Source organism: Bradyrhizobium sp. GCM10028915 (assembly GCF_042666195.1).
GTDB classification, from domain to species: Bacteria; Pseudomonadota; Alphaproteobacteria; order Rhizobiales; family Xanthobacteraceae; genus Bradyrhizobium; species Bradyrhizobium canariense_D.
In genome coordinates this window covers 132,280-156,562 of record NZ_JBHTFN010000024.1, presented here as the reverse complement: position 1 = coordinate 156,562, position 24,283 = coordinate 132,280, and the positions used below count along the sequence as shown (strand labels likewise).

Sequence of the window (24,283 nt, the reverse complement as noted above, 5' to 3'; positions counted from 1 at the left end):
TGCTGGCATGAACGAAGCCGTTATCTTGACGCCGGAGCGGATCCTCGAAGTCACCGAGGACGTACTGCGGCGTTACGGACTGGCCAAAGCCACCGTGGTCGACGTTGCCCGTGCGCTCGATGTGAGCCATGGCAGCGTCTATCGCCATTTCCCGAGCAAGGCTTCGCTGCGCGAAGCGGTTGCCAAACGCTGGCTTGACCGCATCGACGCGCCGCTGCTGGCGATCGCCAAGGAGCAGGGCCCGGCGCCTGACAGGCTCGACCGCTGGCTGCGCACGCTGTTCGCCGCCAAACGTTCGCGTGTGCTCGACGACCCCGAGATGTTCGACACCTATCTGACCCTGGCGCGCGAAGCCTGCGCGGCCGTCAAATGTCACAAGGACACCATGATCGACCAGATCGCGGCGATCCTGTCCGACGGCGTGACGCAGGGCGTGTTCGCCGTCGATGACGTCAAGACCACCGCGCGTGCGATCTTCGATGCCACAGTCCGCTTTCACCATCCGGCCCATGCCGACGAGTGGAAGGATGCCGATCTCTCGGCGCGTGTCGATGCGACGCTGGCGCTGGTATTGCGCGGGCTGAAGGCGTAGGCCGAATACTCCACGCGCTGTTCCAAAGCCGTTCGATGGCCCGTATGGGCGGCGCTTTTATCCGTCGACCTTGTGGGCGAGGGCACCATCGCGGAGCGAACGCGGATGGTGGGACTTTTTCCGCGCACGAAGAGCGGTACCCGCCAATGGCACGACCGGCGGGCTTTCCGGATAGGCATTGACTTCAATTTCGACGAGGTCCTTCGCCCGCTTTCGAAGCCTGTAGAATGCAAGCTCATGTTCGAGCATGGGGCAGTGGAATCGAATGGTTGCTGTGTCTGGCAAGCGACAGAGTTCATCGATGAGCTCGCCGACAGTGATGAGCGCGGGATAGGTAGCTTCGCGGATAGCCTTACTCATGGCGGAACTCCTTCACTCCGGTACTAACCAGAGTTCGACGGCCTCCGTTCCAATCCGCATCGCAAGGCGGTCGAAATATACTGGGAGACGCCCGCATGCGGAGGACGGCTCCGTGCGCCTGCCTGCCTCCAAGGAGGGGCAAACACCTAGATCTTCGTCAGTCCACAATTGGCTGCCAGCCGCACCAGCTGCGCATCCGTGCGCGCGCCGGTCTTGGTCTTGATCAGATAGTGATAGTTCTGCACCGTCTTGACGCTGAGATTGAGATGCGCAGCGATCTGTTCGGTCGTGGCGCCGCCGGCGAACTGGCGCAGGATCTCGATCTCGCGTTCTCCCAATTGATCCAGCGCCGAGCCCGCCGACAGACTGTCCTCGGCCAAGATGTGCGCGATGTCGTCGCTCATGGCTCGCTCGCCGCGGGCAACGCTGCGGATCGCGGACACGACCGCGGACGGCTCGCTACTCTTGGTGACGAAGCCGCTGGCGCCGGCACTGAAGGCTGCCTTCACCAGCACGGCCTCGTTGTGCATGGTAAAGACGAGGATGCGCGCCCGCGGGCTGCGCGCGCGGATGTTGCGGATGGCTTCCAGTCCGCTCGCGCCGGGCATCGAGATATCAAGCACGACGACATCAGGATCGCGCGCCTTGAAGGCGCTGTAGGCATCCGCAGCGTTGTCGGCTTCCGCCACGACATGCAGATCACCCTGGCTTTCCAGCACGCGCCGATAGCCTTGCCGCACGATCGGATGGTCGTCGACCAGCAGCACGGAAATGCCTGTTGCCGTAATCTCGTTCATGCCGGCCTCATGCGGCGAGCGGGATGGTGGCGGCGACGCTGAGTCCGCCTCGGGCGGGCAGGATCGAGAATGAGCCGCCGGCCGCTGCGACGCGCTCGCGGACGCCGGTGAGGCCGAAGCCGGCCGACTGCTTGACGCGTGCTGCGTTGCCGCCGCCATCGTCGTCGACACGGATCAGCAATGCATCGTCGTCGCCCGCGCGCCGTTCCACGCTGAGCGAAATCTCGCGTGCCGCGCCGTGGCGCAACGCGTTGGTCAGGCATTCCTGCGCGACGCGATAGGCCGTGATAGCGGCCGGGCCGCTGATGTCGGTGAAGTCGCCCTTGAGATCGAGCTGGATCGTCGGCCGCGCCGAGCTCTGCGAGCGCCAGCTATCCACCAAATTCACGAGGCTCGCCTCCAGTCCGAGCTCGGCGGGCAGGGGATTGCGCAGGCGCTTCAGCGCGTCGCGTAGCGAGGCCATCAGATGATGCGTGGCCTGCGAGATCATCCGCGCGTCCTGCACGATATCGTTGCGCTTGTCTGCCTTCGTGCTCGCCGTCTCGATGGTGTTGGCGAAGGCGAGGATGGCCGAGAGATTTTGTCCGAACTCGTCGTGCAGCTCGCGGGCGAGCGCGCGGCGTTCGTCGTCGCGGATCTCGATCAGGCGCCGCGTCAGCGCCGCGCGCTGTTCGGTCGCTTCCTCCAGCCGGCCGCCGAGCTCGCCGACGGCGCTGCCGATCATCGCCAGCTCCATCGAGCGGAAGCGCGGCAGTTTCGTGCGATAATGGCCGCGGGCCATGCGCTGCAAGGCCGTCACGATCGTGCGCGCCGGCGCCAGCGCATGCGCAATCGCGAGCGAGGCCAGCAGCGCGATCGCCGCCGCCATCAAAAGCGCGACGTCGATCACGTTGAGGATGTACTCCCATGCAAGCGAGATGGCGGCCGTTTCATCCGGCGTCGCGACCACCGTTCCGGCGGTCGCCGCGCGGGGACTGACGGGCCGTATCACTTCGGCATGGCTGCCGAGGAAGGTCGGCACGATCGACGCGAACCAGCGCGGCGGCGTCTTGCCCAGCCCCTCGCTCTGGCCGCAGAGCGGCTTTTCGAATGCGATGGCCGGTTGGAATTCGACGCAGACGCCGGGTGAGATCAGCTTCATCGTTTCCAGCGTGCGCCACTCCGGAACCGGCAGAAGCTGCTCGCGTGTTCTGCTGCTACGCAACAGGAATTCGTGCCAATACAGGGCCTGAAGCGCCTGGGCGACCCGCTGCGCCGAGGCCGCAGTCGCCCGGTCCACGCTGCGATAGGCGTCGAACGTGGCCCAGATGGTCGCCGCGCCAAGGCAGAGCACGACGATGAGAAACAGACGGGCGACAAGCTGAAGCACAAGGCGCATGCGATCACCCCAAAGTTTGCTAAGGTCAGCCTAACAACGCCGCCGCGCCTTGCCAATTGCGAGGCACGGCAAGATGGTAGCTCGGGCAAATTTCCCATGCCGGATTGGGCATGGCTCTTTGGACCGGGCGCGGCGGCTTTGATCTAATGGGCGGAATTCACGGCCAGGAGCGGTGCAGCATGAGTTCGATGACGATTGGGCCGATCGCGGGGCCTGCTGCCGACCCATCCGAGCGCAGTGCGCTCCTGTTCTGGATGATCTTCACCGGGCTTTCGATCTTCGCCGTCGTGCTGCTGTGGCGGTTCGGCCTGATCCGCCTGATGCTGACCTCAGATCGGACCTACATTTCCAGCGTGATCGCGCTGCTCTATGTCCTCACCTGCGGTCACTGCTTCCTGCGCACGCGGGCCATTGCCCGCGAGGGCGCGGCGGCAAGGCGCTGCCGCGCGGTGCTTGCGGCCCCCGAGGGCGGCAGGGCGCTCGACGTCGGCGCTGCCGCGCTGCCGCGCGGGCTGGTGCGGGACCACATTGAGAGCCTCGTGACCAAGGCCGCGGCGCAGGACTACCGCCCCGTCGACCAGACGCTATTGCTGCGAACGCTCGCCGACCGGCTGCGCGGCTCCAACGGCTTCGGGGCCTTCGTCTCGGATACGCTGATGAAGCTCGGCCTGCTCGGCACCATCGTCGGCTTCATCATCATGCTGGCGCCGATCGCGGGACTGGATGCCGCCGACAAGGTCGCGATGCGATCCTCGATGGGACTAATGAGCGACGGCATGGCGGTCGCGATGTACACGACGCTGGCGGGCCTCGTCGGTTCGATCCTGGTCCGCATCCAGTATTACATGCTGGATGCCGCGACCCAGAAGGTGTTCTCGGATGCGGTGGTGCTGACCGAGACCTATGTGACGCCGGTGCTGGAACGTAAGGGCGCTGGAATCGCGACATGATGGATGATTTCGGTCTCTATCCGCGCGAGGAGCCGTTCGATCCCTTGGGCGTGATGCTGTTCAAGGCGCTCCAGGTGATCGCTTTCCTGTTCTTCCTCGCGCTGCTCGCGGTCTCGCCGGACGCCAAGGACGGCAAGATCGACTCCAAGGCCGAGTTCATGATCACGCTGGACTGGCCCGACAGCCATCCCGACGATCTCGACCTGTTCGTGCAGGATCCCGTGGGCAATATCGCCTGGTATCGCCACCGCGAGGCCGGCTTCCTCACGCTCGACCGCGACGATCGCGGCGGAGCCAACGACTTCATCATGGTCAACGGCAAAAAGATTGCCTCGCCGATCCGCGAGGAGATCGTCACGGTGCGGGGCATCGTTCCCGGCGAATACACCGTCAATGTCTCACATTTCGTGGCTACGACCGGCGAGCCTGTGACGGCCAATGTGAAGGTGCAAAAACTCAATCCGACGGCGCAGGTGATCTTCGATAACAAGTTCACGGTCGATCACACCGGCGACGAGAAGACCGCGGTGCGGTTCCGGCTCGACGCCGAAGGCAAGGTCGTCAATGTGGACCAGCGGCCGAAATCGCTGCTGGAGACCTTTCGCAGCGGCTGGCGCAACGGCGCCGATCTCGACCCGAGCACCGGCGTGAGCAAGAACGCTGTGAGGGTGCGCCGTGACTAGCCTGCAAACGGTCATCCTCACGCTATCGATAGCCTACGCCGTCATCGGTGCGCTGCTGCTGGTCGTTCTGGTCTATGCGCGGCTGCATTGGTCGTTCAAGGCGGTCGCGGTGGTCGTGACCAGTGCGTTCTATGTCGTCAGCTTCACCGAGATGCGCGGGCTGCTCGGCTGGGCCAGCGCCGATCGGCTGCCGGCCTCGTTCAAGCTGCTGAAGGCCCGCATCGTCGAGCCGCATTCGCTGGAGGGCGATCCCGGCTCGATCTATCTCTGGGTCGAGCAGCTCGACGAGGACAATCGGCCGAGTGGCATCCCGCGCGCCTTTCGTGTGCCCTACAATGACAGGCTGGCCGACAAGACCCATGCGGCGGAGAACGAGATCGCGCTGGGACATCCGCAAGGCGGCCGGGCCGCCGATTTCGGCGGCGGCGATGGCAGCCTCATCGACATGGTCCGGGAATATGTGACGCCCAAGACCATCATGGAGACGAGCGGAGGCGATTCCTCGACCGGCGAATTCCTGGTACCACCGGCCGGCGCGCAGGGCGCCGTGTTCACGCCGTTGCCGCCGCCCCGGATGCCGCCGAAGGACGAGCAATAGGCTCTTCACCATCGCGACAGGGCAGTGCTGGCAAACCGCGCGCCGCTGGCGCATGTTCTTGACCTCCCTCAATTTAGCCTTATCGGCTCCCAATAAGGTTCGAGGGTGGAGGGTGCGTGCTTCTCGCTGTCTTCTCGGATATCCACGGCAACCGGCAGGCGTTCGAGGCGTGCCTGAAAGTCGCGCGGGCGCGTGGCGCCGAGCGCTTCATCCTGCTTGGCGACTTCGTCGGCTATGGCGCCGATCCGGAATGGGTGGTGGATACCGCGATGGAGCTGGTTGTCCAAGGCGCCGTCGCCGTGCGCGGCAATCATGACCAGGCGGTGAATTCCTCGGCCGAGACCATGAATGCCGAGGCGCAAATCGCGATCGAATGGACCCGCGGCCGGCTCGACACCGCGCAGCGGCGGTTCCTGGCGGAATTGCCGATGCTGGTGGAGGACGGCGATCGCCTGTTCGTGCATTCGGAAGCCTCCAGCCCCCGAAGCTGGCACTATGTCCGATCGACCGCCGACGCAGCCAAGAGCCTGATCGCGACGCCGGCTCATGTCACGTTCTGCGGCCACATCCACCGCCCGGCGATCTATTCGATGTCGGTGACGGCGAAGATGTCGGGACTCGTGCCCAAGACTGACGTCTCCGTACCGCTGCTGCGCGGCCGGCAATGGCTTGCGGTGCTCGGCTCGGTCGGCCAGCCGCGCGATGGCGATCCATCCGCGGCTTTCGCGCTGTTCGACACGGTCTCGTGCCAGATCACCTATTGCCGCGCGCCCTACGACGTCGAGACGGCCGCGAACCGGATCCGCGAGAACGGCCTGCCGCATTGGCTCGCCGACCGACTGTCGCAGGGGCGTTAGAGGCCGATGCCGAAACCCCTCGTCAAATCGGGCGCAGAGATCGACGGCTACACGATTGGCGATTGCGTCCATGCCGGCGGAATGGCGACGCTGTGGACCGTCACCCGTCCCGGCCTCGACGTGCCGCTGCTGATGAAAATTCCGCGGGTGTCGGAGGGCGAGGACCCCGCGGCGATCGTCTCCTTCGAGATGGAGATGATGATCCTGCCGCGGCTTGCGGGTCCGCACGTGCCCTCCTGTTTCGGCACCGGCGATTTCGCCCACCAGGCCTATGTCGTGATCGAGCGCATCTCCGGGACCACGCTCTACAAGCGGTTGCCCGACCTGCCGCTGCCGTATGACGAGGCGCGGCAGCTCGTCGCCAGGATCGCAACGGGGCTTGCTGATTTGCACCGGCAGAACGTGATCCATCACGACATCAAGCCGAGCAGCATCATGTTCCGCGAGAGCGGCGAGGCGGTGTTGATCGACTATGGCCTGTCGCATCACAACCATCTGCCGGACCTGTTGCAGGAGGAATTCCGCCTGCCTTACGGCACCGCGCCCTATATGGCGCCAGAACGGTTGTCAGGGGTGCGCGACGATCCGCGCAGCGATCTGTTCTCGCTGGGCGTGCTGCTCTATTTCTTCACGACCGGCGAGCGGCCGTTCGGCGAGGGCGAGACACTGCGTGCGATGCGGCGCCGGCTTTGGCGCGATCCGCACCCGCCGCGCGGCTTGCGCGCCGATTATCCGCCCTGGCTCCAGGAGGTGGTGCTGCGGTGCCTCGAGATCGAGCCGGTGCGGCGCTATCCGACGGCGTCGCAGCTCGCCTTCGATCTGACCCATCCGGACCAGATCAGGCTCACCACACGCTCGGAGCGGATGAAGCGCGACCCGTTAAGCGTCGCTTGGCGGCGCCGCTTCAACCAGGGCGTCATGCAGCCGCGCGCGAAATCGGATGTCGCAGCCCAGATCGCATCAAGCCCGATCCTCGCGGTCGCGCTCGACACGGTGGAAGGCGCCCCCGAGCTGAACGAAGCGTTGCGCGTCACCACCGAGCGTATTCTCGCCACGCTGCCGTCGGCGCGGCTCGCCTGTCTCAACGTGCTGAGGCTCAACCGCATCGCGATTGACAGGACGCTGGATGAGCAGGGCTCCAACAAGCATATCGACCGGTTGGTGGCGCTCAGACACTGGGCCACGCCGCTCAAGCTCGATGAGAGCCGGCTGTCGGCTCACGTGCTGGAAGCCGTCGATCCCGCGGCGGCCATCCTGGAGTTTTGCGAGGTCAACCACGTCGACCACGTCATCATCGGCGCGCGGCAGGGCTCGTTCAGGCGCACGCTGCTCGGCAGCGTCTCGGCCAAGGTGGCCTCGGAAGCGGCCTGCACCGTCACCGTGGTACGGCCGCCGCGAATGGCTGCGGATGCGGGCGAGGAGGCCGGATAGGGCCGCGCTCTGGATCCTGGAGGCTCAGGCCGCGTGAGCGGTGTGGACGGAGCGCTTGCGACGGATCGGCCAGGAGAATTGCGGGCCGGGCTCGCCGTGATCCGCGCTGCCGCCGAAGAACTGGATGATCTCGCGGCAGGGCTCGCAGTTGAACAGGTTACGCGACGCGGATGCCTTGGTCATTTCCTTGAGGCAGTTCGGGCAATGCGGCTTCATGAGCTTGGTCCAGAAAAGAATTCAATGCCGGCGCGGTAACCGGAGCGGGTGATCCAGGTCCATCTCGGGCCCGGTGTCGTCGCGCATCTCGTCTTCGGTGCGTTCGAGCCGACCGAAGAAAAAATCGAGGTCAGGATGTGGGCGCCGCGGGATGCGGCACCGGCGCTTCGGCTGACGTTTCACGAGCGCGATCTGCATGGGGTCAGGCCCGATACCAGTCGCGACGAGCGATGCGGGCCGAGCGTACCGAGACCTTCACCGGTCCGGCCGATGGACCAAACACAACAAACGCACAAAAACCAAGCCACAACGCCACGCCAGTCCAGACCAGGGTCGTCGTCATGATGTGCTCCCGCGAAAACAGGCAAGAATCACTAGCGGTGATTTGCGCGAATCAGGGAAGCCCGGAGGAGTACGGATCAAGGTTGCAAATCTAGGCATTGCGCGCCGCAACACCCGTAGAAGCCGCACGTCTGCGGAGTCGAGCGGGCCCTCAGATCGCCTCGCCGCGTGCGCCCGCGGCGGCGTTGCGGATTGCGGCGATGTTGGTCTTATAGGCGTCCTGCGTGCCGCCCCTGAACACGGACGTGCCGGCGACGAAGGCGTTGGCCCCGGCCGCAGCCAGGGGACCTGCGACGTCGGGCCCGACGCCGCCATCGACCTCGATGTCGATCGGGCGGCCCGCTGTCATGGCGCGGATGTCGCGGATCTTGCCGATCGCGGAGGGGATGAAAGCCTGGCCGCCGAAGCCGGGATTGACCGACATCACCAACACGAGGTCGACCAGGTCCAGGACGTATTCGAGCGCACTGATCGGCGTGCCCGGATTGAGCGAAACGCCGGCCTTCTTGCCGAGTGCGCGGATCGCCTGAAGCGAGCGGTGCAGATGGGGACCGGCCTCGGCATGCACGGTGATGTGGTCGCAGCCGGCTTTCGCGAAGGCCTCGAGATAGGGGTCACAGGGCGAGATCATCAGATGCGCGTCGAAGATCTTCTTGGTGTGCGGGCGCATCGCCTTAATGACGTCGGGGCCATACGAGATGTTGGGAACGAAGTGCCCGTCCATGACGTCGAGATGGATCCAGTCGGCTCCAGCGGCGTCCACGGCGCGCACCTCCTCGCCGAGCCTGGAGAAATCCGAGGCCAGGATCGAGGGCGCGATTGCCAGGGGGCGGGGAGCGAAGGCTTGGGTCATGGCGGTTTCCCGTGGCGGCCGTGGAAGATGGACTCGCCTAACATGGGCCTCTCAGCCGGGCAATGCAGGGGCGGCGTGCTTCCTGTGGGCGGAAATTTCTGCCGCGACCGGCATGAATTGCCGGTGTTCCGGGGCCGTGCAAAGTGCGGTGAAAGCGGATTTCATTGAGCTTTTTGCGCTGGCACGGCGCTTGCTGACTTCACCTGAACAGAACAGGCCGCGGCATGCCGCATCGGTTGGAGTTGTGCAATGTTGTTTGCTCTTGGGGCCGTATCGAGCGCACTCGACGCGATCCAGTCGCTGACGAATTCGAAATCGTCCTCGTCGACGCAGAAGACGGGATCCTCGCAAAAGCCCGCGACCAATCCGTTCGCGATCGAGAGCGGCAGCAACAGCACGACCGGCGCGGCCTCGTCGGTCAATGCGGGCAAGACCCCGCAGATCTCGCCGGAGACGATGAACGCGCTGTTCGCTGCGCAGAGCCAATCCTCGGACAGCACCGGCAGCGCCGCCAGCTCGACCTCGTCGAGTTCGACGTCCTCCTCCTCGACGCGCCGCGACGCCGCCTTGAAGGATCTGTTCTCGCAGATCGATGGGGACGGCGACGGCAAGATCACCAAGTCGGAATTCGAGAATGCGCTCGGCGCCGGCGGCACCAATCTCGCGCAGGCCGACGACGTTTTCTCGAAGCTGGATTCGAATACCGACGGCAGCGTCAGCCTCGACGAGATGTCGAAGGCGCTGAAGGGCGGCCATCACGGTCACCATCACGCGCAAGGCGCGGGCGATGCCTCCGGCAGCGGTTCGGGTTCCTCCTCGCGGTCCAGCGGCGGCTCGACCTCGACCTCGACGACCGGCGCCGACGGTTCGACCACCACCACTGTCACCTATGCCGACGGCTTCAAGATGTCGACGACGGTCCCGGGCGCCTCTAGCTCCCGTAATTCGGCGTACGATCTGTTCGCGCAGTTGATGCAGCGGCAGGGCGGGCAGGGACAAGGCGCCTCAGCGGCTGTCGGTTCATCGATGTCGATGAGCGTGTAACCTTGCTCACGGCTAGCCGGCATATTCGTGCGTGATGTCACGATAGGCATACCGGTCGCGGATTTCGCGGTTGAAGAACGTACCCTTTGACCGCACATTCTTGAACGCGGCGGCGACCTCGGGCGGAACGTCCGCATAGACATAGAGGCGTCCGCTGACGAAAGTCACCGTCAGCTCGCGCCTATCGGGGGCGTAGCGGAAAAAGCGGATCACGGAAGACGGCATGGTTGTGCACCTTGTCGGCCAGGGTAACGCCGTGTCAGCCGTTTCGTTTCTATCCGAACCGGTCCTTCCACGCCGGCATTGCGCCGGCAAACGGCAGGGCCGTCGCATTGTAGACGCCGCGAGCGATGGCGCGTGCGACCACGTTGGCGGCGATCGTTCCGAGCTCGGTAAGGCCGACCAGCGGCTCGATCGGCTTCTCGCCCGTTGCGGCGGCGAACAGCACGTCGCCGTCGGTCGGTGCATGCACCGGATAGATCGCACGGGCGAACCCGGTATGCGCGATCATCGCAAGCCGCTTGGCCTGGGGTTTGGTCAGCGTGGCATCGGTGACAACGACGCCGATCGTGGTGTTCTCGCGCGCGTTCGCGGCGGGTCCGCCCTTGATGCGCATCGCTAGCATGTCTGGTGTGAACGTGGACGGCAGGCCGCGCCCGCCGAACTCGCCGTTCTCCTCGAACGGCGCAGCCCAGAACCAAGGCCCTTCGCCAACGGTTGTGCTGCCGACCGCGTTGACGACCATGATCGCGGCGACCTTGATACCATTGGCCAGGACCGCGGAGGCCGACCCCAGTCCACCCTTGAAGGTCGCGGTGGTGGCACCGAGGCCGGCGCCGACGCTGCCCAGTGCGAAATCGTCGCTGGCGGCCAACGCTGCGGCGTAGCCGAGGTCGCGATAGGGCGCGAAGCGTCCCCAGGCCTTGTCGCCGCCGTTGAGCAAGTCGAAAACGATTGCGCCAGGCACGATCGGAATCACCGCCTCGCGAATTCGCAAGCCGCGGCCTTGTTCGGCGAGCCAGGCCTGGATGCCGCCGCCGGCGTCGATTCCAAAGGCGGAGCCGCCGGACAGCGCAATCGCGTCAACGCGATCGACGGTGCTGGCGAGGTCGAGCAACGCGTCTTCGCGCGTGCCGGGTCCGCCGCCGCGAACATCGATGGCCGCAACCGCGGGGGCGTCGAAGATGATCGCGGTCGTGCCAGTGGCGATTTTCGCATCCTCGGCATGGCCGACGCGGACGCCGGCGATATCGGTGAGAAGGTTTTTCAAGGCGGCTCCGCAGGCTGAAAGGCGCTCGCTTCAGCGATATCGCAGGGATGCCGCAGGCTCAACCCGCGAGCGCGGTCCTCAGCATCTTGGCGAGCTCGGACTTACGGTAGGGCTTTGCCAGCAGCAGCACGCCGGAATCGAGCCGCCCGTGATGGACGATGGCGTTCTCGGTGTAGCCCGAGGTGAACAGCGTCTTCAGGTCGGGGCGGCGGCGAGCCGCCTCGTCGGCGAGCTGGCGGCCGTTCATGTTGCCGGGCATGATGACGTCCGTGAATAGCAGGTCGATGTCCTTGTCGGCGTCGATGATAACGAGGGCCTCGGCCGCGTTGGCGGCTTCGAGGGCGGTATAGCCGAGGCTCTTGATCTGGGTCACGACATATTGGCGCACCAGCGCGTCGTCCTCGACGATCAGGATCTTTTCGTGGCCGCCGGTGACCGGCGCGTTCTGCAGCGCCTCGAATTCGGTCTCCTGCACGCCGCTCGAGCGCGGCAGGTAAATCTTCACGCTCGTGCCGTGGCCTTCCTCGCTGTAGATCTTGATGTGTCCGCCGGACTGCTTGACGAAGCCGAACACCATGCTGAGCCCGAGGCCGGTGCCCTTGCCGACCTCCTTCGTGGTGAAGAAGGGATCGAACACCCGGTCCATCAACTCCGGCGGGATTCCGGAGCCGGTGTCGCTGACGGCGATCATGACGTAATTGCCGGCCACCACGTCGGGATTCATGCTGGCATAGCCGTCGTCGAGGAAGATGTTGCGCGTCTCCAGCACCAGCGTGCCGCCGTCGGGCATCGCATCGCGCGCGTTCAGCGCGAGGTTGAGGATCGCAGTGGAGAGCTGGCCCGGGTCGATCAGTGCCGGCCACGCATCCTCGGTGAGTTGCGGCATGATGGTGATCTGCTCTCCGAGCGTGGGGTGCAGGAGCTTTGCGGCCTCGAGCGTCAATGCGTTGACGTCGATTTCGCGTGGTTGGAGCGGCTGCTTGCGGGCGAACGCGAGCAGATGCTTGGTCAGTTGCGCGCCGCGCTCGGCGGCGTCGTCGATCAGTTTGGTGATGGCGGCGAGCTCGGGACGGTCAGCGACCGCGTCCGCCAAAATTCCGATGGTGCCGGTGATGACGGTCAGCACATTGTTGAAGTCGTGCGCGACGCCGCCGGTCAATTGACCGATGGAATCCATCTTCTGGACGTGCCTGAACTGCGCCTCGGCCGCCTGCTTCTCGGTGAGGTCGCGGCCGATGAAGAAATGGCGCTTGACCGGCTCGGACCAGGTGCCCATCCAGTTCAGCGTGACCTCGTGACCGTCGTAGTGGTAGTAGCGCGCCTCGAAGCTGCGCTTGACGGCGCCACGCCGCGCCGCGCGCATCTCGTCGCGCGTCTTCTGGAGGTCATCAGGATGAATGAACTCGGTGGCGCTGTGCCCGATCATGTCTTCTGGATTCAAGCCGAGAATAGTCTTCACGCTCGGGCTGACCTGGATGAAATTGCCAAAACCGTCGGTGACCAGGATCAGATCCTGTGAGGTCTCGAAGATCCGCTGCCGCTCCTCGACCTCGCGGCGCAGTTTTTCTCGTGCCTGCTTCTCTTCCGTGATGTCGTGGGCGATCTTGGAAGCGCCGATGATCTGTCCGTTGGCTGATTTCAGCGGAGAAACATTGAGGACGACGTCGACCCGCCGGCCGTCCTTTCGGATCCGGACCGTCTCGTGCTGTGCGATCGTTTCGTTGCCGCCGACCCGGTTCAGGATACCCCTGACCTCGGCCTTGCGGTCCTCCGGGACGATGATGTCGATCGGCTGCCCGATGGCCTCCGCGGCGGCATAGCCGAACAGATGTTCGGCGGCCTTGTTCCAGCCCGTGATGACACCGTCGAGCGTCTTCGTGATGATGGCATCATTGGCGGATTCGACGACGGCGCCGTACAGGGCAAGGCGCTTGCCGTAATAATCGCGATCCAATGCCGACTGCTGGCGCAGCCTGCCGACGAGACCCAGCGTATGCGCCTGGAGGCGGACATTTTCGATCAGGAGCACCGCGAGCACGAAGGTCGCCGCGCAGAGGCCGTAGACACGACCGGCGTAGAAGCCGAGATCGAAGCGCGCCACGTTGACGATCGCCGACAGCGCGATGTCGAACAGCCACGCGCACATCACAACCATGAGCCAGACATCGATGACCGAATGCGGACGGCGGAACCACAGCGAGACCAGCGCGGCGAAGCTCAAGGACCAGACAAAGGACACCACGCCGATCATGGTCTGCGTGTAACCGCCATCGCGCAGCAGGACCGGAAGAAGGTCGTGCTGCGCAGTGACGATCCAGGTCAAGACGATCATGACCGTGACGACGCCGACCACGCTGGCGTAGATCGCTTTGCTTGCCGAGCCCGTGATCCGGGCGCCGCCCTCGGCCTCCTTCAGCCAGGCGTAGGCCAGCACGCAAAGCGGAAAGCCGCCGTGCCAGATCATGTAGAGCCAGACCGTGGTCTGCTGGTTGGCCCCCAGCAGCCCGGTCGGCGAAAAAAGTCCGGGGAAGGTGAGGGCATGGACCACGGCCGCGGCGGCTGTGAAAAGATAGCCCGTCGCGAGCACGAGCAGCGCGCTGGTCCTGAGCACCGCAAACTGCGACAACAGCAGGACGGCGGTGACAATGTCCGCGACCACAAGGGCGGATTGATAGCTGGCGACGAAGGCTGGCACGGGCAGTAGCGGGATACCCGCGAAGGGCACGGCCACCGCGAACAGGATCGACGAGACGCCCACGATCGCCAATGCTGCGGTGCGGTCCTTCGGGGTAGCCGGCAACGTCGAAAGGAATGTGCTTCGATCGGTCGTCGCAGACACGTGCAGCTCGCGCAGATCGGTTTTGAGCATCTTCGCCAATCTCATTTGGCCCAATCAATTTCTGCCCATGGTAGCGGGTTCTGGGCACGCATCATGACAAAACCCACTGCGACTCAACCGAAGGTTACAGTTTACTTAATTTTTGGGGGAACGCGCACCGGGGATCGGGTAAGATGCGCTTTACTGGATGGTGCAATAATGCTCTCCCGCAGCTGCGGGTTCCAGGTTTGAACCAGGCATTTTGATTTCAGGATCCGGGAGTTGTTCCCTATGCCCCGCGTTCTCATCATCGACGACCAGAAGGACGTCCGTGCGATGGTCGCGATCGTGCTGCGCGTCAACCGTTATGAGGTCGTTGAGGCCGACAGCGGCGCAGCCGGGGTGAAAGCCTTCACCGAGGTCGGCTTCGACGCGGCAATCGTGGACATTTTCCTCGGCGATACCAGTGGCGTCGAGGTCATCACGACCCTGCGCGAGCTTGCACCGAGCCTCCCGGTCGTTGCCGTGTCGGGGATGACGGCGCTGGACTTCATGGAACAATCGCCCCACCTCGCCAGCGTGGTCTGCCTGCAAAAGCCGTTTCGGCCGAACGATCTTCTTCAAGCGCTGAGGAAGGCCCAAGCCGCGGTGGACGGCGCGATACAAGCAGCAGTCTGATCCTGACGCAGGAAGAAACGCCCCGGGCGAGCCGGGGCGCGATGATGATTGGAGGAGGCCTTCAGGCCCCGGCAAGCGTGCTTAGGTGCCGTTGCCGCTGATCGCGGCGTAGCCGCCCTTGGCGTCCCATTTGTAGACGACGTAGTCGAGCTGCTTGATATCGCCCTTGGAGTCATACTCGATCGGCCCGATCACGGTATCCCACTTGCCGGCCTTGATGGCTGCCATGACCTTCTTGGCGTCGGTGGTGCCGGCCTTCTTGGCCGCCTCCGACCAGACCTGCATCGCTGCGTAGGTGTAGAGCGTGTAGCCCTCGGGGTCGATGTTCTTGGCCTTGAAGGCTTCGACGATCTTCTTCGCGGTCGGCTTGTTGCGCGGATCGGGGCCGAAGGTGAACAGCGTGCCTTCGCCGGCCGGGCCGGTGATGGAGGCGTATTCCTTGTCGGCGAGTGCGTCGCCGGCCATCAGCACGGTCTTCAGGCCCTGGTCGCGCATCTGGCGCAGGAGAAGGCCGCTCTCTTGATGGTAGCCCCCGACATAGACGAGATCGATGTTGTCGCGCTTCAGCCGCGAGACGATCGCGTTGAAGTCCTTGTCGCCCTTGTTGTAGGACTCGTACATCTTCTCGGTGACGCCAGCCTTGTTGAGCGCCTTCTTGGTCTCGTCCGCAAGGCCCTTGCCGTAGGTGGTCTTGTCGTTGAGGATGGCGATGTTCTTGCCCTTGTAGTTCTTGGCGATGTACTGGGCGGCGACCAGGCCCTGCTGGTCGTCGCGGCCGCAGACGCGCGCCACGTTCCACAGTCCGCTATCGGTGAACTTCGGATTGGTGGAGGCGGGAGTAATCTGGAGCACGTTGCCGTCGGCATAGGCTTCCGACGCGGGGATCGACGAGGACGAGCAATAATGCCCGGCCACGAACGGAATTTTCGCGCCGGCGATCTTCTCGGCGATCGAGCGCGCCTGTTTCGGATCGCAGGCGTCGTCCTCGACGGACAACGCGAGCTTCTTGCCGTTGACACCGCCGGCGGCGTTGATGTCGGCTACGGCCATCTCGGCGCCGTTCTTCATCTGGCGGCCGAAGGCGGACTCGCCGCCGGTCATCGGACCTGCGACTGCGACGGTGACATCCTGCGCGAATGCCGCGCTCGACAGCGCGATCGATGCGCCCAATGCCAGACCGATGAGCTTCAGTGATTTCATGAGATACCTCGAGGGTGGTCGCCTGTGGAAGTTACCGGGCATGCCCGGTTCAAACCGGCGCCATTCTTGAATGAATTCGAGGAGAAGTCACCGGCAAAATACGGGCATTGGCAGAGATATCGCCAAATTCGGCCGCACGGGTTCGCCTTGGGCGGCCTCAGCCGTGCCGGCCGCCTTCCAGGTAGGCGGCGCGAATCTCGGGGCGCTGCAACAACTCGGCACCGGTCCCGGCCAGGGTGATCAGGCCATTGACCATGACATAGCCGCGATGGGCGAGCTTGAGCGCGTGGTTGGCGTTCTGCTCGACGATCAGCACGGTCAGGCCGTCCTGCCGGTTCAGAGTGCGGATCGCATCGAAAATCTGGCGCGCGATCAGCGGCGCCAGACCGAGCGAGGGCTCATCAAGCAGGAGCAGGCGAGGGCGGCTCATCAAAGCGCGGCCGATGGCCAGCATCTGCTGCTCGCCGCCAGACAGGGTTCCCCCGCGCTGGCCGTAGCGTTCCTTCAGCCGCGGAAACAGCGTGAACACGCGTTGTAGCGTCACCTCGCGTTCGGCGTCGGTGCATTCGGTGGCGTCCGCCCCCATCTGGAGATTTTCCGCCACGCTCATGCGCGGGAAGATGCGGCGGCCTTCCGGCGATTGCGCGATGCGCAAATGCGCGATCTCGTGGGTGGGCACTTGGGTGATGTCGCGGCCTTCGTACAGGATCTGGCCAGCGCGGGCGCGGGGCTTGCCGAAGATCGTCATCATCAGCGTCGATTTGCCGGCGCCGTTGGCGCCGATCAGCGCCACGATCTCGCCGGCATTGATCTCGAGGTCAACGCCCTTCAGCGCCTCGATCTTGCCGTAGGCAGCGCGAAGGCCGCGGATCGCGAGCAGGGCAGTGGGCGACGTCACGACCCGCTCTCCATCACGGCCGCCGCCTCTTCCTCATCGGTGCCGAGATAGGCGGCGATCACCTTCGGATCGTCGCGAACCTCGCGCGGGGAGCCTTCAGAGATCTTCAAACCGTGGTCCATCACCACGATGTGGTCGGAGATCTCCATCACCACGGACATGTCGTGCTCGATCAGCAGGATCGAGGTGCCGAGCTCGTTGCGGATCGACAGCAGCAGCTCGCTCAGGGCGGCGCTCTCGCGCGCATTGAGGCCGGCGGCGGGCTCGTCCAGGCACAAGAGCGCGGGCTCGGTGCACATCGCGCGCGCGATCTCGAGTCGTCTCTGGTCGCCATAGGCAAAATTACCGGCGGCATCGTCGGCGCGATCGAGCAAATTGACGCGCTTGAGCCAGTCGGTGGCGAGATCGATCGCGCGCTTCTCGGCTTCGCGGTAGACGGGCGCGCCAATGAGCCCGAGCAAGGTGAAGCCGGAGGCGCGCATCAGCGCGTTGTGCTGCGCCACCATCAGGTTTTCCAGCGCCGTCATGCCGGGAAACAGGCGGATGTTCTGGAATGTGCGGGCGACCTTGGCCTGCTTGGCGATGCGGAAATCGTTCAGCCGCTCCAGCGCGATCACCTTGCCGTCGTCATGGCCGAGGCGGATGGCGCCGCCGCTCGGCTTGTAGAACCCGGTGATGCAGTTGAAGACCGTTGTCTTGCCGGCACCGTTGGGTCCGATCAGCGCGGTGATCTTCTTCCGCTCGGCAGCAAACGACAGGTCCTGCACCGCGACGATGCCGCCGAAGCGCATGGTAAGCCGGTCGACCTCGAGAATCTGGTCGCGGCTCATCCGTGCCCCTCCTTGACGAGGTCGGATGAGATCGCGTGGGCCTTGGTCAGATACACCGTCGGCGCGCGATGGCCGATCAGGCCGCGCGGCCGCCAGATCATGATCAGCACCATGGCCATGCCGAACACCAGCATGCGATAGCTCTCGAGGCTCCGGAACAGCTCGAAACCGCCGATCATGGCGAGCGCTGCGAGCGCGACGCCAAGCTGCGAGCCCATGCCGCCAAGCACGACGATGGCGAGCACCAGCGCCGATTCCTGGAAGGTGAAGGATTCCGGGCTGATGAAGCCCTGGCGGGTTGCGAAGAACGCGCCGGCAAAGCCGCCGAACATCGCACCGGTCGCGAATGCCGTGAGCTTGGTGGTCGTGGTGTTGATGCCGAGCGCGCGGCAGGCGACCTCGTCCTCGCGCAGGGCTTCCCAGGCGCGGCCGATCGGCAGGCGGCGCAGCCGGATCGTCACCCAGTTGGTGAGCAGCGCGAGCGCCAGGATCAGGTAGAACAGGAAGACGATGCGGTGGGTCGGCGAATATTCGATGCCGAGCCTGGCTGCGAGCCCGTTGTCGCTGTTGTCGAGCGGGATGCCGAAGAAGGAGGGGCGGGGAATGCTGGAGACGCCGTTGGGGCCGCCGGTCAGATCCTGCCAATTGATGATGACGAGGCGGATGATCTCGCCGAAGGCGAGCGTCACGATCGCGAGGTAGTCGCCGCGCAGGCGCAGCACGGGGAAGCCGAGCAGCACGCCCCAGAATGCGGCGAGGACGCCCGCTAGCGGCAGGCAGATCCAGAATGACCAGCCGAAATTGGTCGCAAGCAGCGCGTAGGAATAGGCGCCGACCGCATAGAAGGCGACATAGCCGAGATCGAGCAGGCCAGCCAGCCCGACTACGACATTCAACCCCCAGCCCAGCATCACATAGGTGAGCACGAGGATGGCTAGATCGAGGATGTAGCGCTGGTCATAGAAGATCACAGGCACCAGCAGGGTGAAGATCAGAAGCGCCGGTGCGAGATAGCGGCCGAGGAACGACATTCCGCTCTGCACCGCCGGCGGCACCAGCTTCTCGGCGCCGGTCGGACCGATCCATTGCTTGAGCAGCTCGAGCACGATCGAGCCGCCGAATACCGCGGCGACGAGGGAGGCGACCTCGCCGAAGCGCGTCCAATAGGTGAGCTGGCCGTCGGAACCGGCTTCGGTGCGGACGCCGACCATCAGCGAGAACAGCACCAGCGCGATCAGTGCGTTGACGCAGGCGGTCTTCAGGAGAGCGGGTATGCCCGATGCGGTTTTGGCCGTATTGATCGAGGGAGCTTTCACGCGCGCGACCGTCAGACTTTTTCGACTTCGGGGCGGCCGAGCAGGCCGGTCGGCATGAAGATCAGCACGACGATCAGGATCGAGAACGCGGCGACATCCTTGTATTCGACCGAGAAATAGGCCGACCAGAACGTCTCGATCAGCCCGATCGCGAGCCCCCCGAGCATGGCGCCGGGCAGCGAGCCGATGCCGCCGAGTACGGCCGCGGTGAACGCCTTGATGCCGGCGACGAAGCCCATGAAGAAATCGACCAGGCCGTAATAGAGCAGGTACATCAGGCCGGCCACTGCGGCCAGCGCAGCGCCGATCACGAAGGTCATGGAGATAGTGCGGTCGACGTTGACGCCGAGCAGCGCCGCCATGGTCTGGTCCTGCTCGCAGGCGCGCATGTCGCGCCCGAGCCGTGTGCGCGACACCAGCCAGGTGAAGATCGCCAGCAGCACGATGGTGGTGATGACCACCACGATCTGGATATTGGAGAGCTGGATGACGAAGCCATCGGCGCTCTCGTGCAGCGTATAGCCGCCGGTGATCACTGGCGGCACTGGCTTCACCCGCGCGCCTTGCGCCACCTGCGAATAGTTGGTCAGCACGAAGGACATGCCGATCGCCGACAGCATGGGCGCGAGGCGGAAGGAGTGGCGCAGCGGACGGTAGGCGATGCGCTCGATGGTCCAGCCATACAGGGCGGTGATCGCCATCGAGACCAGGATCACGATCAAAAGGATCACCGGGACCGCAGTCAGGCCGGTCGAGACCAGCAGAAGGAAGGTGATCAGAGCGATGAAGCCGCCGATCATGAAGACATCGCCATGGGCGAAGTTGATCATCCCGACGATGCCGTAGACCATCGTGTAGCCAATCGCGATCAGCCCGTAGATCGAGCCGAGCACGAGGCCGTTGATGAGCTGCTGGGCGAAATAATCCATAGGCTGCCGTACCCAAATCTGACGCGGCTCAAAGGGAGCTCTTCGAGAGAGAGTGCTGGTTTCTTCTCGGGCCCCGGCAGCCCTTAAGCATTCTCGTTTTGTAACAGGAGGGAACTGGCGGCTGCAACCGGCCTCGCCTCCGCATCAAGGCTTTTACAGAGATCATTTGGCGCTCCGGTTCCCCCGCAATGGGCGGAACCGGCTCCGCCAGCGCCATCGGATGCCTGTCGGGAGGCAGTTAAGGTAAACAAAGGGTTTAAATTGCCGCCACAGTCTGATGCGAGTTAGCTCCCGGCAGAGCCTTCCATCGAAGGCGCGGGCCAAACGAAGCGGGAAGCGGCATGTTCGGAAACTGGCGGATCGGTTCGGTCAACGGCGCACTTCTGGCGGCCTATTTCATCCCGACCTGGACCCTCGTTGCCTTCAACATCATGGTGGCGCCGGTGCACGGCCTCTATGAGCGGCCGAGCGTCGCAGTCGCTCTTTTCCTCAGCGACCATCTCCAGATGGCGGGGATGGACACGGTGCGCGCCGCCTGGCTGCTGGCGCTGGGGCGCTTAACGGTGGTGGCGTTCTTTGCGATCTACCTTGCGCTGCTCTGCATCCCCCGTATCCGCAAGAACGGCGGCAGCGACGAAGCGCTCGGCATTGCGCTTGCGATCGGCAGCCTGATCTCGTTTGCGAGCATGATCATGGCCTCGAAGGTCGGCGAGATGGCCGCGCTGCGGCTGCACGCCACCGAACTTCTGCTCTTGCTCGGTGCCGCCATCGTGGTGGTGATCGAGCGGCCCGCGGCGGCGCCCAAGATCGTTCAGAAGCCCGTCGAGGCCACCCCGCCGCTAGGTCTTGAGCAGGCCGAGCTCCTGCACAATCGCTGAGGCTTCCTTGACGGCGTGGTTCGCCGCCGGCACGCCGCAATAGATCGCCTGCTGCAGCAGGATTTCCTTGATGTCGTTGGGCGTGAAGCCACCCTCGGCGAGGGCGGCGCGCACATGCAGGCGGAATTCATCCCATTGCCCAAGCGCAACCATGGTGCCGATCACCAGCACCCGCCGCGTGCGCTCGTCGAAATGCGGCCGCGTCCAGATCTCGCCCCAGGCGTAGCGCGTGATCATGTCCTGGAAATCGGTGTTGAATGCATTGCGACCCGCGATCGACTTGTCGACCCAGGCATTGCCCAGCACTTTTCGGCGCACGTTCATACCGGCATCGCGGCGCTTCTGGTCGTCCATGCTGTTTCCTCCTTCGTCATTGCGAGGAGCGAAGCGACGAAGCAATCCAGTCTCTCACCGCAGACGGATTTCTGGTTGCATCGCTGTGCTCCCAACGACGGTTGTGGCTAGCGTTGCGTCAAAAAGCCCACGACCGCGTCGGTGAATGCGTGCGGCTGCTCGACATTGGAAATGTGGGCGGCGTCAATGATGGTCATGCTCGCGCCGGGAATGCTTGAGCGGATCAATTCACCCGCCGAAATCGGCGTCGCCATGTCGTGGCGGCCGGCGATCACCAGTGTCGGGTTCTTGATGTTCGGCAGCAACGCGCGCTGGTCGAGCGTCGACAGCGCTTCGCAGCAGGCGAGATAGCCTTCGACCGGCGAGGCCAGCAGCATCGCCTTCATCCTGGCGGTGATGTCGGGCGCGCGCTCGCGGAAATCCGGGGTGAGCCAGCCGGCGATAACGGCGTCGGCGACGGCGGCGATGCCGCTCTTCTTCACGGCGTCAATGCGCTCGAGCCATTTGGTCGGCTCGGCGTAGTAGCAGGAGGTGTTGGCGAAGATGAGCTTGCCGAAGCGCTCCGGCGCGTTCGCGCCGAGCCATTGCCCAACCATGCCGCCCATCGACAGGCCGCACCAGTGCACTTTTTCGATATTGAGGTCGTCCAGGATGGCCAGCACGTCGCGGCCGAAGCGCTCCATCGTATAGGGGCCGGGCGGAACGTTGGACTTGCCGTGGCCGCGGCGGTCGTAGCGGATGACGCGGAATATCTGCGTCAGTGCCTTCATCTGCGGCTCCCACATCTGCAGCGTGCAGCCGAGCGAGTTCGAGAGCATCAGCGTCGGCCCGCCGTCGCGGCCCTCGACGGAGACGTTGATCAGGCAACCGTCGGCATCGATCATGGGCATGCGGGCGTCTCCGTTTTATTGGCGCTCAGGACTGCTTTATTCGCGTTCGAGGCTGTCGAGCAGGCGGTCGATCAGGACTTGGGAAGCGCCTTGATAGGCCATCGGCTCGAACAACGCCGCAATTTTTTCCGGCGAAAGATGCGCAGTGACCTGCGAATCGGCTGCGAGCACCTCGCGTAGATGCTTCTTCTCGGCGACCGCGCGCTTGCTCGCGGCCTCGATCAGATGATGCGCATCGCTCTTGCCGATCGTCTCGGCCAGCGCAAAGGTGACCGCTTCCGCCATGATCAGGCCGTGGGTTGCATCGAGATTGCTGCGCATGCGCGCCGGATCGACGTCGAGACCCTCGGCGATGTCGACGATGGCGGCGAGGGCACCGGAGGTGACCAGCATCAATTGCGGCAGTGTCGGCCATTCCGCGTGCCAGGGGCCGGCGCTGCGCTCATGGTCCTGCACCTGTGCAGCGAATATCGTCGCGGCGAGCTGCGGCGCCATGGTTGCGCAGCCCAGCGCGCTTGCGGCCGCGACCGGGTTGCGCTTGTGTGGCATGGTCGAGGAGCCGCCGCGGCCTTCCCCGGCGGGCTCGAACGCCTCTGCGACGTCGGTCTGCATCAGCAGCGAGACGTCGCGCGCGATCTTGCCGCAGCTGCCGGCGAGAATCGCAAAGCTCGATGCGGCTTCCGCGATGCGGTCGCGGTGGGTGTGCCAAGGCGCTTCTGGCAGTGGCAGGTTCAGCTCCTGCGCCAGCCGTTCTGAAACGACGAGCCCCTTGTCGCCAAGTGCCGCAAGCGTGCCGGCCGCGCCGCCGAATTGCAGTGCGAGGCCCTCGCGGCGCAGCCGCCTGAGGCGGCAGCGGGCGCGGGCAAGGCTTGCGGCGTACTCGGCGGCCTTCAGTCCGAACGGCATCGGCAGGGCGTGCTGGAGCCAGGTTCGCGCCACCATTGCCGTGTTGCGGTGATTGCGCGCCAGTGCGGCAAAGCCCTTGATGGCGCGGCTGAGATCGGCGTCCAATGCATCGATGCCGGCGCGAAGCGTGAGCATGGTCGCGCTGTCGATGACGTCCTGGCTGGTCGCGCCCCAATGCACGTAGCGTGCGGCCTCGGCGTCGGCCTTGCCGACATTGGCGGTCAGAGTCTTGACCAGGGGGATCGCGAGATTGCCGGATCGCGTCGCGGCCTCGGCCAGCGCAGCCATGTCAAAGGTATCGGCCTTGCACGCGGCTTCGATCGGGCCCACCGCGGACGCGGGAATCACACCCGTGGCCGCCTCGGCTCGGGCCAGGGCTGCCTCGAAATCGAGCATATTCTGGAGGGTCGACCGGTCGTCGCAGACCGCACGCATGGCCACGCTCGACAGCATCGGCGCGAGCAGGAGGGAGAGGGATGTGCTCATATTGTGCGGGACCTAACCACCATGACCCGCCTGTGCCAATCCCAAACCGGCGGCGCAAGCTTTTTGCAGCTGCGAATATGCATTGCACGTGACCGAGGGCCACCCTTTCTTTTGCCGCCTCCGTGCGGTACTTGAGCAGCATTAAAGTTGCGCGATCCAAGTTCGATATCCCGGGAGGCACCCAATGGCCATGACGATGAACGGCGAAGTCCAGCTTGCGGCGCCGCGCGAGGCGGTGTGGGCCAAGCTCAACGATGCCGAGGTGCTGAAGGCCTGCATCCCCGGCTGCGAGGAGCTGGAGAAGACCGACGATGGCGGCTTTCGCGCGACGGCAAAAATGAAGGTCGGTCCGGTGTCGGCGCGCTTCAAGGGCAAGGTCACACTATCCGATCTCGACCCGCCGAACGGCTACAAGATCTCCGGCGAAGGCGAGGGCGGGGTGGCCGGCTTCGCCAAGGGTGGCGCCGTGGTCAAGCTTGCGGAGAAGGACGGCGGCACGCTTTTGTCCTACGAGGTCGAGGCGCAGATTGGCGGCAAGTTGGCGCAGCTCGGCCAGCGCCTGATCAACGGCGCCGCCAAGAAGCTGGCCGACGAATTTTTCGCGAACTTCGCCAAGGCGGTACAGGGCTGAAGGCCAACACCTCAAGCATTGCGCCTTTCCGCATATCGCGTTTTGTCATGGCGCCTTGCATTCCGGGTGATGTTGCCCCGGGGCATAATGGCCCATAT

At 64.6% G+C, this 24,283-nt stretch carries 28 protein-coding genes; 10 read left to right on the top strand and 18 right to left on the bottom strand.

All coding sequences use genetic code 11. The features are described 5' to 3' along the window. Positions 1-7: 7 nt before the first annotated feature. A complete protein-coding gene (locus ACFQX9_RS15535) occupies positions 8-592 on the top strand; it encodes a TetR family transcriptional regulator (protein ID WP_018455555.1) in 585 nt (194 codons plus the stop codon). Positions 593-649: 57 nt separating this feature from the next. Here the strand turns inward: ACFQX9_RS15535 and ACFQX9_RS15530 are convergent, their stop codons facing one another. From ACFQX9_RS15530 to ACFQX9_RS15520, 3 genes are all read right to left on the bottom strand, one after another. Continuing rightward, the gene (locus ACFQX9_RS15530; RefSeq protein WP_377789273.1) at positions 650-952 is read right to left on the bottom strand and encodes a hypothetical protein; all 303 of its coding nucleotides are present in this window, start codon (positions 950-952) and stop codon (positions 650-652) included. A gap of 146 nt (positions 953-1,098) precedes the next feature. Next, complete coding sequence (locus ACFQX9_RS15525; RefSeq protein WP_085396093.1) at positions 1,099-1,749, bottom strand: response regulator transcription factor; 651 nt, start codon at positions 1,747-1,749, stop codon at positions 1,099-1,101. 7 nt (positions 1,750-1,756) lie between these two features. Further along, positions 1,757-3,127 (bottom strand): sensor histidine kinase, encoded by a 1,371-nt coding sequence (locus ACFQX9_RS15520; RefSeq protein WP_377789271.1) that lies wholly within the window; start codon positions 3,125-3,127, stop codon positions 1,757-1,759. A 179-nt stretch (positions 3,128-3,306) separates the two neighbouring features. On the opposite strand from ACFQX9_RS15520, the gene ACFQX9_RS15515 reads away from it, so the two are divergent. From ACFQX9_RS15515 to ACFQX9_RS15495, 5 genes are all read left to right on the top strand, one after another. Further along, positions 3,307-4,077, top strand: coding sequence for a MotA/TolQ/ExbB proton channel family protein (locus ACFQX9_RS15515; protein WP_085351049.1), 771 nt, complete (start codon positions 3,307-3,309; stop codon positions 4,075-4,077). Next, positions 4,074-4,760 (top strand): hypothetical protein, encoded by a 687-nt coding sequence (locus tag ACFQX9_RS15510; RefSeq protein WP_085351050.1) that lies wholly within the window; start codon positions 4,074-4,076, stop codon positions 4,758-4,760. Before ACFQX9_RS15515 ends, ACFQX9_RS15510 begins: the two co-directional genes overlap by 4 nt. After that, complete coding sequence (locus ACFQX9_RS15505; RefSeq protein WP_377789268.1) at positions 4,753-5,358, top strand: hypothetical protein; 606 nt, start codon at positions 4,753-4,755, stop codon at positions 5,356-5,358. Before ACFQX9_RS15510 ends, ACFQX9_RS15505 begins: the two co-directional genes overlap by 8 nt. Positions 5,359-5,474: 116 nt before the next feature. Continuing rightward, positions 5,475-6,215 carry a metallophosphoesterase gene (locus ACFQX9_RS15500; protein WP_085351051.1) on the top strand — a complete coding sequence of 247 codons (741 nt, stop codon included), beginning with the start codon at positions 5,475-5,477 and terminating at the stop codon, positions 6,213-6,215. 6 nt (positions 6,216-6,221) lie between these two features. Beyond that, entirely contained in the window at positions 6,222-7,646 is a 1,425-nt protein-coding gene (locus tag ACFQX9_RS15495; RefSeq protein WP_377789266.1) for a protein kinase, read from the top strand. 24 nt (positions 7,647-7,670) lie between these two features. On the opposite strand, the gene ACFQX9_RS15490 is transcribed toward ACFQX9_RS15495, so the two are convergent. The 4 genes from ACFQX9_RS15490 to rpe all read right to left on the bottom strand — a co-directional run bounded on the left by ACFQX9_RS15490 (position 7,671) and on the right by rpe (position 9,057). Next, positions 7,671-7,862, bottom strand: a complete 192-nt coding sequence (locus tag ACFQX9_RS15490) for a hypothetical protein (protein ID WP_007602380.1) — start codon at positions 7,860-7,862, stop codon at positions 7,671-7,673. A 21-nt stretch (positions 7,863-7,883) separates the two neighbouring features. Beyond that, on the bottom strand, positions 7,884-8,060 hold the full coding sequence (locus tag ACFQX9_RS15485; RefSeq protein ID WP_018455566.1) for a hypothetical protein: 177 nt from the start codon (positions 8,058-8,060) through the stop codon (positions 7,884-7,886). Positions 8,061-8,064: 4 nt separating this feature from the next. Continuing rightward, positions 8,065-8,205, bottom strand: a complete 141-nt coding sequence (locus tag ACFQX9_RS15480; protein ID WP_162847284.1) for a hypothetical protein — start codon at positions 8,203-8,205, stop codon at positions 8,065-8,067. Between the two features lie 150 nt (positions 8,206-8,355). After that, entirely contained in the window at positions 8,356-9,057 is a 702-nt protein-coding gene (gene rpe / locus ACFQX9_RS15475) for a ribulose-phosphate 3-epimerase (RefSeq protein WP_018455567.1), read from the bottom strand. A gap of 249 nt (positions 9,058-9,306) precedes the next feature. On the opposite strand from rpe, the gene ACFQX9_RS15470 reads away from it, so the two are divergent. Next, positions 9,307-10,101 (top strand): EF-hand domain-containing protein, encoded by a 795-nt coding sequence (locus ACFQX9_RS15470; RefSeq protein ID WP_085385053.1) that lies wholly within the window; start codon positions 9,307-9,309, stop codon positions 10,099-10,101. A 12-nt stretch (positions 10,102-10,113) separates the two neighbouring features. Here the strand turns inward: ACFQX9_RS15470 and ACFQX9_RS15465 are convergent, their stop codons facing one another. From ACFQX9_RS15465 to ACFQX9_RS15455, 3 genes are read right to left on the bottom strand one after another with little or no spacing between them, the layout of a single operon-like run. Continuing rightward, positions 10,114-10,326: a KTSC domain-containing protein gene (locus tag ACFQX9_RS15465; protein WP_026232976.1), complete on the bottom strand. Its 213-nt coding sequence runs from the start codon at positions 10,324-10,326 to the stop codon at positions 10,114-10,116. Positions 10,327-10,375: 49 nt separating this feature from the next. Further along, a complete protein-coding gene (locus tag ACFQX9_RS15460) occupies positions 10,376-11,371 on the bottom strand; it encodes a P1 family peptidase (RefSeq protein WP_018455570.1) in 996 nt (331 codons plus the stop codon). 58 nt (positions 11,372-11,429) lie between these two features. Next, on the bottom strand, positions 11,430-14,240 hold the full coding sequence (locus ACFQX9_RS15455) for a PAS domain S-box protein (RefSeq protein WP_377789263.1): 2,811 nt from the start codon (positions 14,238-14,240) through the stop codon (positions 11,430-11,432). Positions 14,241-14,480: 240 nt separating this feature from the next. Here ACFQX9_RS15455 and ACFQX9_RS15450 point away from each other — a divergent pair, with 240 nt between their 5' ends. Beyond that, positions 14,481-14,867, top strand: a complete 387-nt coding sequence (locus ACFQX9_RS15450) for a response regulator (RefSeq protein ID WP_018455572.1) — start codon at positions 14,481-14,483, stop codon at positions 14,865-14,867. 81 nt (positions 14,868-14,948) lie between these two features. On the opposite strand, the gene ACFQX9_RS15445 is transcribed toward ACFQX9_RS15450, so the two are convergent. The 5 genes from ACFQX9_RS15445 to ACFQX9_RS15425 form a co-directional block, all read right to left on the bottom strand. Further along, positions 14,949-16,067: a branched-chain amino acid ABC transporter substrate-binding protein gene (locus ACFQX9_RS15445; protein ID WP_377789262.1), complete on the bottom strand. Its 1,119-nt coding sequence runs from the start codon at positions 16,065-16,067 to the stop codon at positions 14,949-14,951. A gap of 157 nt (positions 16,068-16,224) precedes the next feature. After that, on the bottom strand, positions 16,225-16,965 hold the full coding sequence (locus tag ACFQX9_RS15440; protein ID WP_377789260.1) for an ABC transporter ATP-binding protein: 741 nt from the start codon (positions 16,963-16,965) through the stop codon (positions 16,225-16,227). Beyond that, entirely contained in the window at positions 16,962-17,795 is an 834-nt protein-coding gene (locus ACFQX9_RS15435) for an ABC transporter ATP-binding protein (RefSeq protein WP_377789258.1), read from the bottom strand. Before ACFQX9_RS15435 ends, ACFQX9_RS15440 begins: the two co-directional genes overlap by 4 nt. Continuing rightward, complete coding sequence (gene livM, locus ACFQX9_RS15430; protein WP_018455576.1) at positions 17,792-19,111, bottom strand: high-affinity branched-chain amino acid ABC transporter permease LivM; 1,320 nt, start codon at positions 19,109-19,111, stop codon at positions 17,792-17,794. Before livM ends, ACFQX9_RS15435 begins: the two co-directional genes overlap by 4 nt. Positions 19,112-19,122: 11 nt before the next feature. Beyond that, positions 19,123-20,040, bottom strand: coding sequence for a branched-chain amino acid ABC transporter permease (locus tag ACFQX9_RS15425; protein ID WP_018455577.1), 918 nt, complete (start codon positions 20,038-20,040; stop codon positions 19,123-19,125). A 341-nt stretch (positions 20,041-20,381) separates the two neighbouring features. Between ACFQX9_RS15425 and ACFQX9_RS15420 the strand changes: the two genes are divergently transcribed. Beyond that, positions 20,382-20,918 (top strand): hypothetical protein, encoded by a 537-nt coding sequence (locus ACFQX9_RS15420; RefSeq protein WP_018455578.1) that lies wholly within the window; start codon positions 20,382-20,384, stop codon positions 20,916-20,918. On the opposite strand, the gene ACFQX9_RS15415 is transcribed toward ACFQX9_RS15420, so the two are convergent. The 3 genes from ACFQX9_RS15415 to ACFQX9_RS15405 all read right to left on the bottom strand — a co-directional run bounded on the left by ACFQX9_RS15415 (position 20,880) and on the right by ACFQX9_RS15405 (position 23,554). Beyond that, positions 20,880-21,272 (bottom strand): carboxymuconolactone decarboxylase family protein, encoded by a 393-nt coding sequence (locus ACFQX9_RS15415; protein ID WP_085351059.1) that lies wholly within the window; start codon positions 21,270-21,272, stop codon positions 20,880-20,882. The genes ACFQX9_RS15420 and ACFQX9_RS15415 overlap by 39 nt on opposite strands. A gap of 107 nt (positions 21,273-21,379) precedes the next feature. Further along, positions 21,380-22,162, bottom strand: coding sequence for a 3-oxoadipate enol-lactonase (pcaD, locus tag ACFQX9_RS15410; RefSeq protein ID WP_377789255.1), 783 nt, complete (start codon positions 22,160-22,162; stop codon positions 21,380-21,382). Between the two features lie 36 nt (positions 22,163-22,198). Continuing rightward, on the bottom strand, positions 22,199-23,554 hold the full coding sequence (locus ACFQX9_RS15405) for a 3-carboxy-cis,cis-muconate cycloisomerase (protein WP_377789253.1): 1,356 nt from the start codon (positions 23,552-23,554) through the stop codon (positions 22,199-22,201). Positions 23,555-23,738: 184 nt separating this feature from the next. Here ACFQX9_RS15405 and ACFQX9_RS15400 point away from each other — a divergent pair, with 184 nt between their 5' ends. Next, on the top strand, positions 23,739-24,185 hold the full coding sequence (locus tag ACFQX9_RS15400; RefSeq protein WP_018455582.1) for a carbon monoxide dehydrogenase subunit G: 447 nt from the start codon (positions 23,739-23,741) through the stop codon (positions 24,183-24,185). Positions 24,186-24,283: the final 98 nt, after the last annotated feature.

Bases quoted from the DNA above. Each gene is read 5' to 3' on its own strand.
- ACFQX9_RS15515 (WP_085351049.1), top strand. From the start codon at position 3,307: ATGAGTTCGATGACGATTGGGCCGATCGCGGGGCCTGCTGCCGACCCA.
- ACFQX9_RS15510 (WP_085351050.1), top strand. From the start codon at position 4,074: ATGATGGATGATTTCGGTCTCTATCCGCGCGAGGAGCCGTTCGATCCC.
- ACFQX9_RS15525 (WP_085396093.1), bottom strand. From the start codon at position 1,749: ATGAACGAGATTACGGCAACAGGCATTTCCGTGCTGCTGGTCGACGAC.
- ACFQX9_RS15470 (WP_085385053.1), top strand. From the start codon at position 9,307: ATGTTGTTTGCTCTTGGGGCCGTATCGAGCGCACTCGACGCGATCCAG.
- ACFQX9_RS15400 (WP_018455582.1), top strand. From the start codon at position 23,739: ATGGCCATGACGATGAACGGCGAAGTCCAGCTTGCGGCGCCGCGCGAG.
- ACFQX9_RS15535 (WP_018455555.1), top strand. From the start codon at position 8: ATGAACGAAGCCGTTATCTTGACGCCGGAGCGGATCCTCGAAGTCACC.
- ACFQX9_RS15405 (WP_377789253.1), bottom strand. From the start codon at position 23,554: ATGAGCACATCCCTCTCCCTCCTGCTCGCGCCGATGCTGTCGAGCGTG.
- rpe (WP_018455567.1), bottom strand. From the start codon at position 9,057: ATGACCCAAGCCTTCGCTCCCCGCCCCCTGGCAATCGCGCCCTCGATC.
- ACFQX9_RS15495 (WP_377789266.1), top strand. From the start codon at position 6,222: ATGCCGAAACCCCTCGTCAAATCGGGCGCAGAGATCGACGGCTACACG.
- ACFQX9_RS15425 (WP_018455577.1), bottom strand. From the start codon at position 20,040: ATGGATTATTTCGCCCAGCAGCTCATCAACGGCCTCGTGCTCGGCTCG.
- ACFQX9_RS15445 (WP_377789262.1), bottom strand. From the start codon at position 16,067: ATGAAATCACTGAAGCTCATCGGTCTGGCATTGGGCGCATCGATCGCG.
- ACFQX9_RS15465 (WP_026232976.1), bottom strand. From the start codon at position 10,326: ATGCCGTCTTCCGTGATCCGCTTTTTCCGCTACGCCCCCGATAGGCGC.
- ACFQX9_RS15520 (WP_377789271.1), bottom strand. From the start codon at position 3,127: ATGCGCCTTGTGCTTCAGCTTGTCGCCCGTCTGTTTCTCATCGTCGTG.
- ACFQX9_RS15530 (WP_377789273.1), bottom strand. From the start codon at position 952: ATGAGTAAGGCTATCCGCGAAGCTACCTATCCCGCGCTCATCACTGTC.
- ACFQX9_RS15455 (WP_377789263.1), bottom strand. From the start codon at position 14,240: ATGCTCAAAACCGATCTGCGCGAGCTGCACGTGTCTGCGACGACCGAT.
- pcaD (WP_377789255.1), bottom strand. From the start codon at position 22,162: ATGCCCATGATCGATGCCGACGGTTGCCTGATCAACGTCTCCGTCGAG.
- ACFQX9_RS15420 (WP_018455578.1), top strand. From the start codon at position 20,382: ATGTTCGGAAACTGGCGGATCGGTTCGGTCAACGGCGCACTTCTGGCG.
- ACFQX9_RS15490 (WP_007602380.1), bottom strand. From the start codon at position 7,862: ATGAAGCCGCATTGCCCGAACTGCCTCAAGGAAATGACCAAGGCATCC.
- ACFQX9_RS15450 (WP_018455572.1), top strand. From the start codon at position 14,481: ATGCCCCGCGTTCTCATCATCGACGACCAGAAGGACGTCCGTGCGATG.
- ACFQX9_RS15415 (WP_085351059.1), bottom strand. From the start codon at position 21,272: ATGGACGACCAGAAGCGCCGCGATGCCGGTATGAACGTGCGCCGAAAA.
- ACFQX9_RS15480 (WP_162847284.1), bottom strand. From the start codon at position 8,205: ATGACGACGACCCTGGTCTGGACTGGCGTGGCGTTGTGGCTTGGTTTT.
- ACFQX9_RS15485 (WP_018455566.1), bottom strand. From the start codon at position 8,060: ATGCAGATCGCGCTCGTGAAACGTCAGCCGAAGCGCCGGTGCCGCATC.
- ACFQX9_RS15435 (WP_377789258.1), bottom strand. From the start codon at position 17,795: ATGAGCCGCGACCAGATTCTCGAGGTCGACCGGCTTACCATGCGCTTC.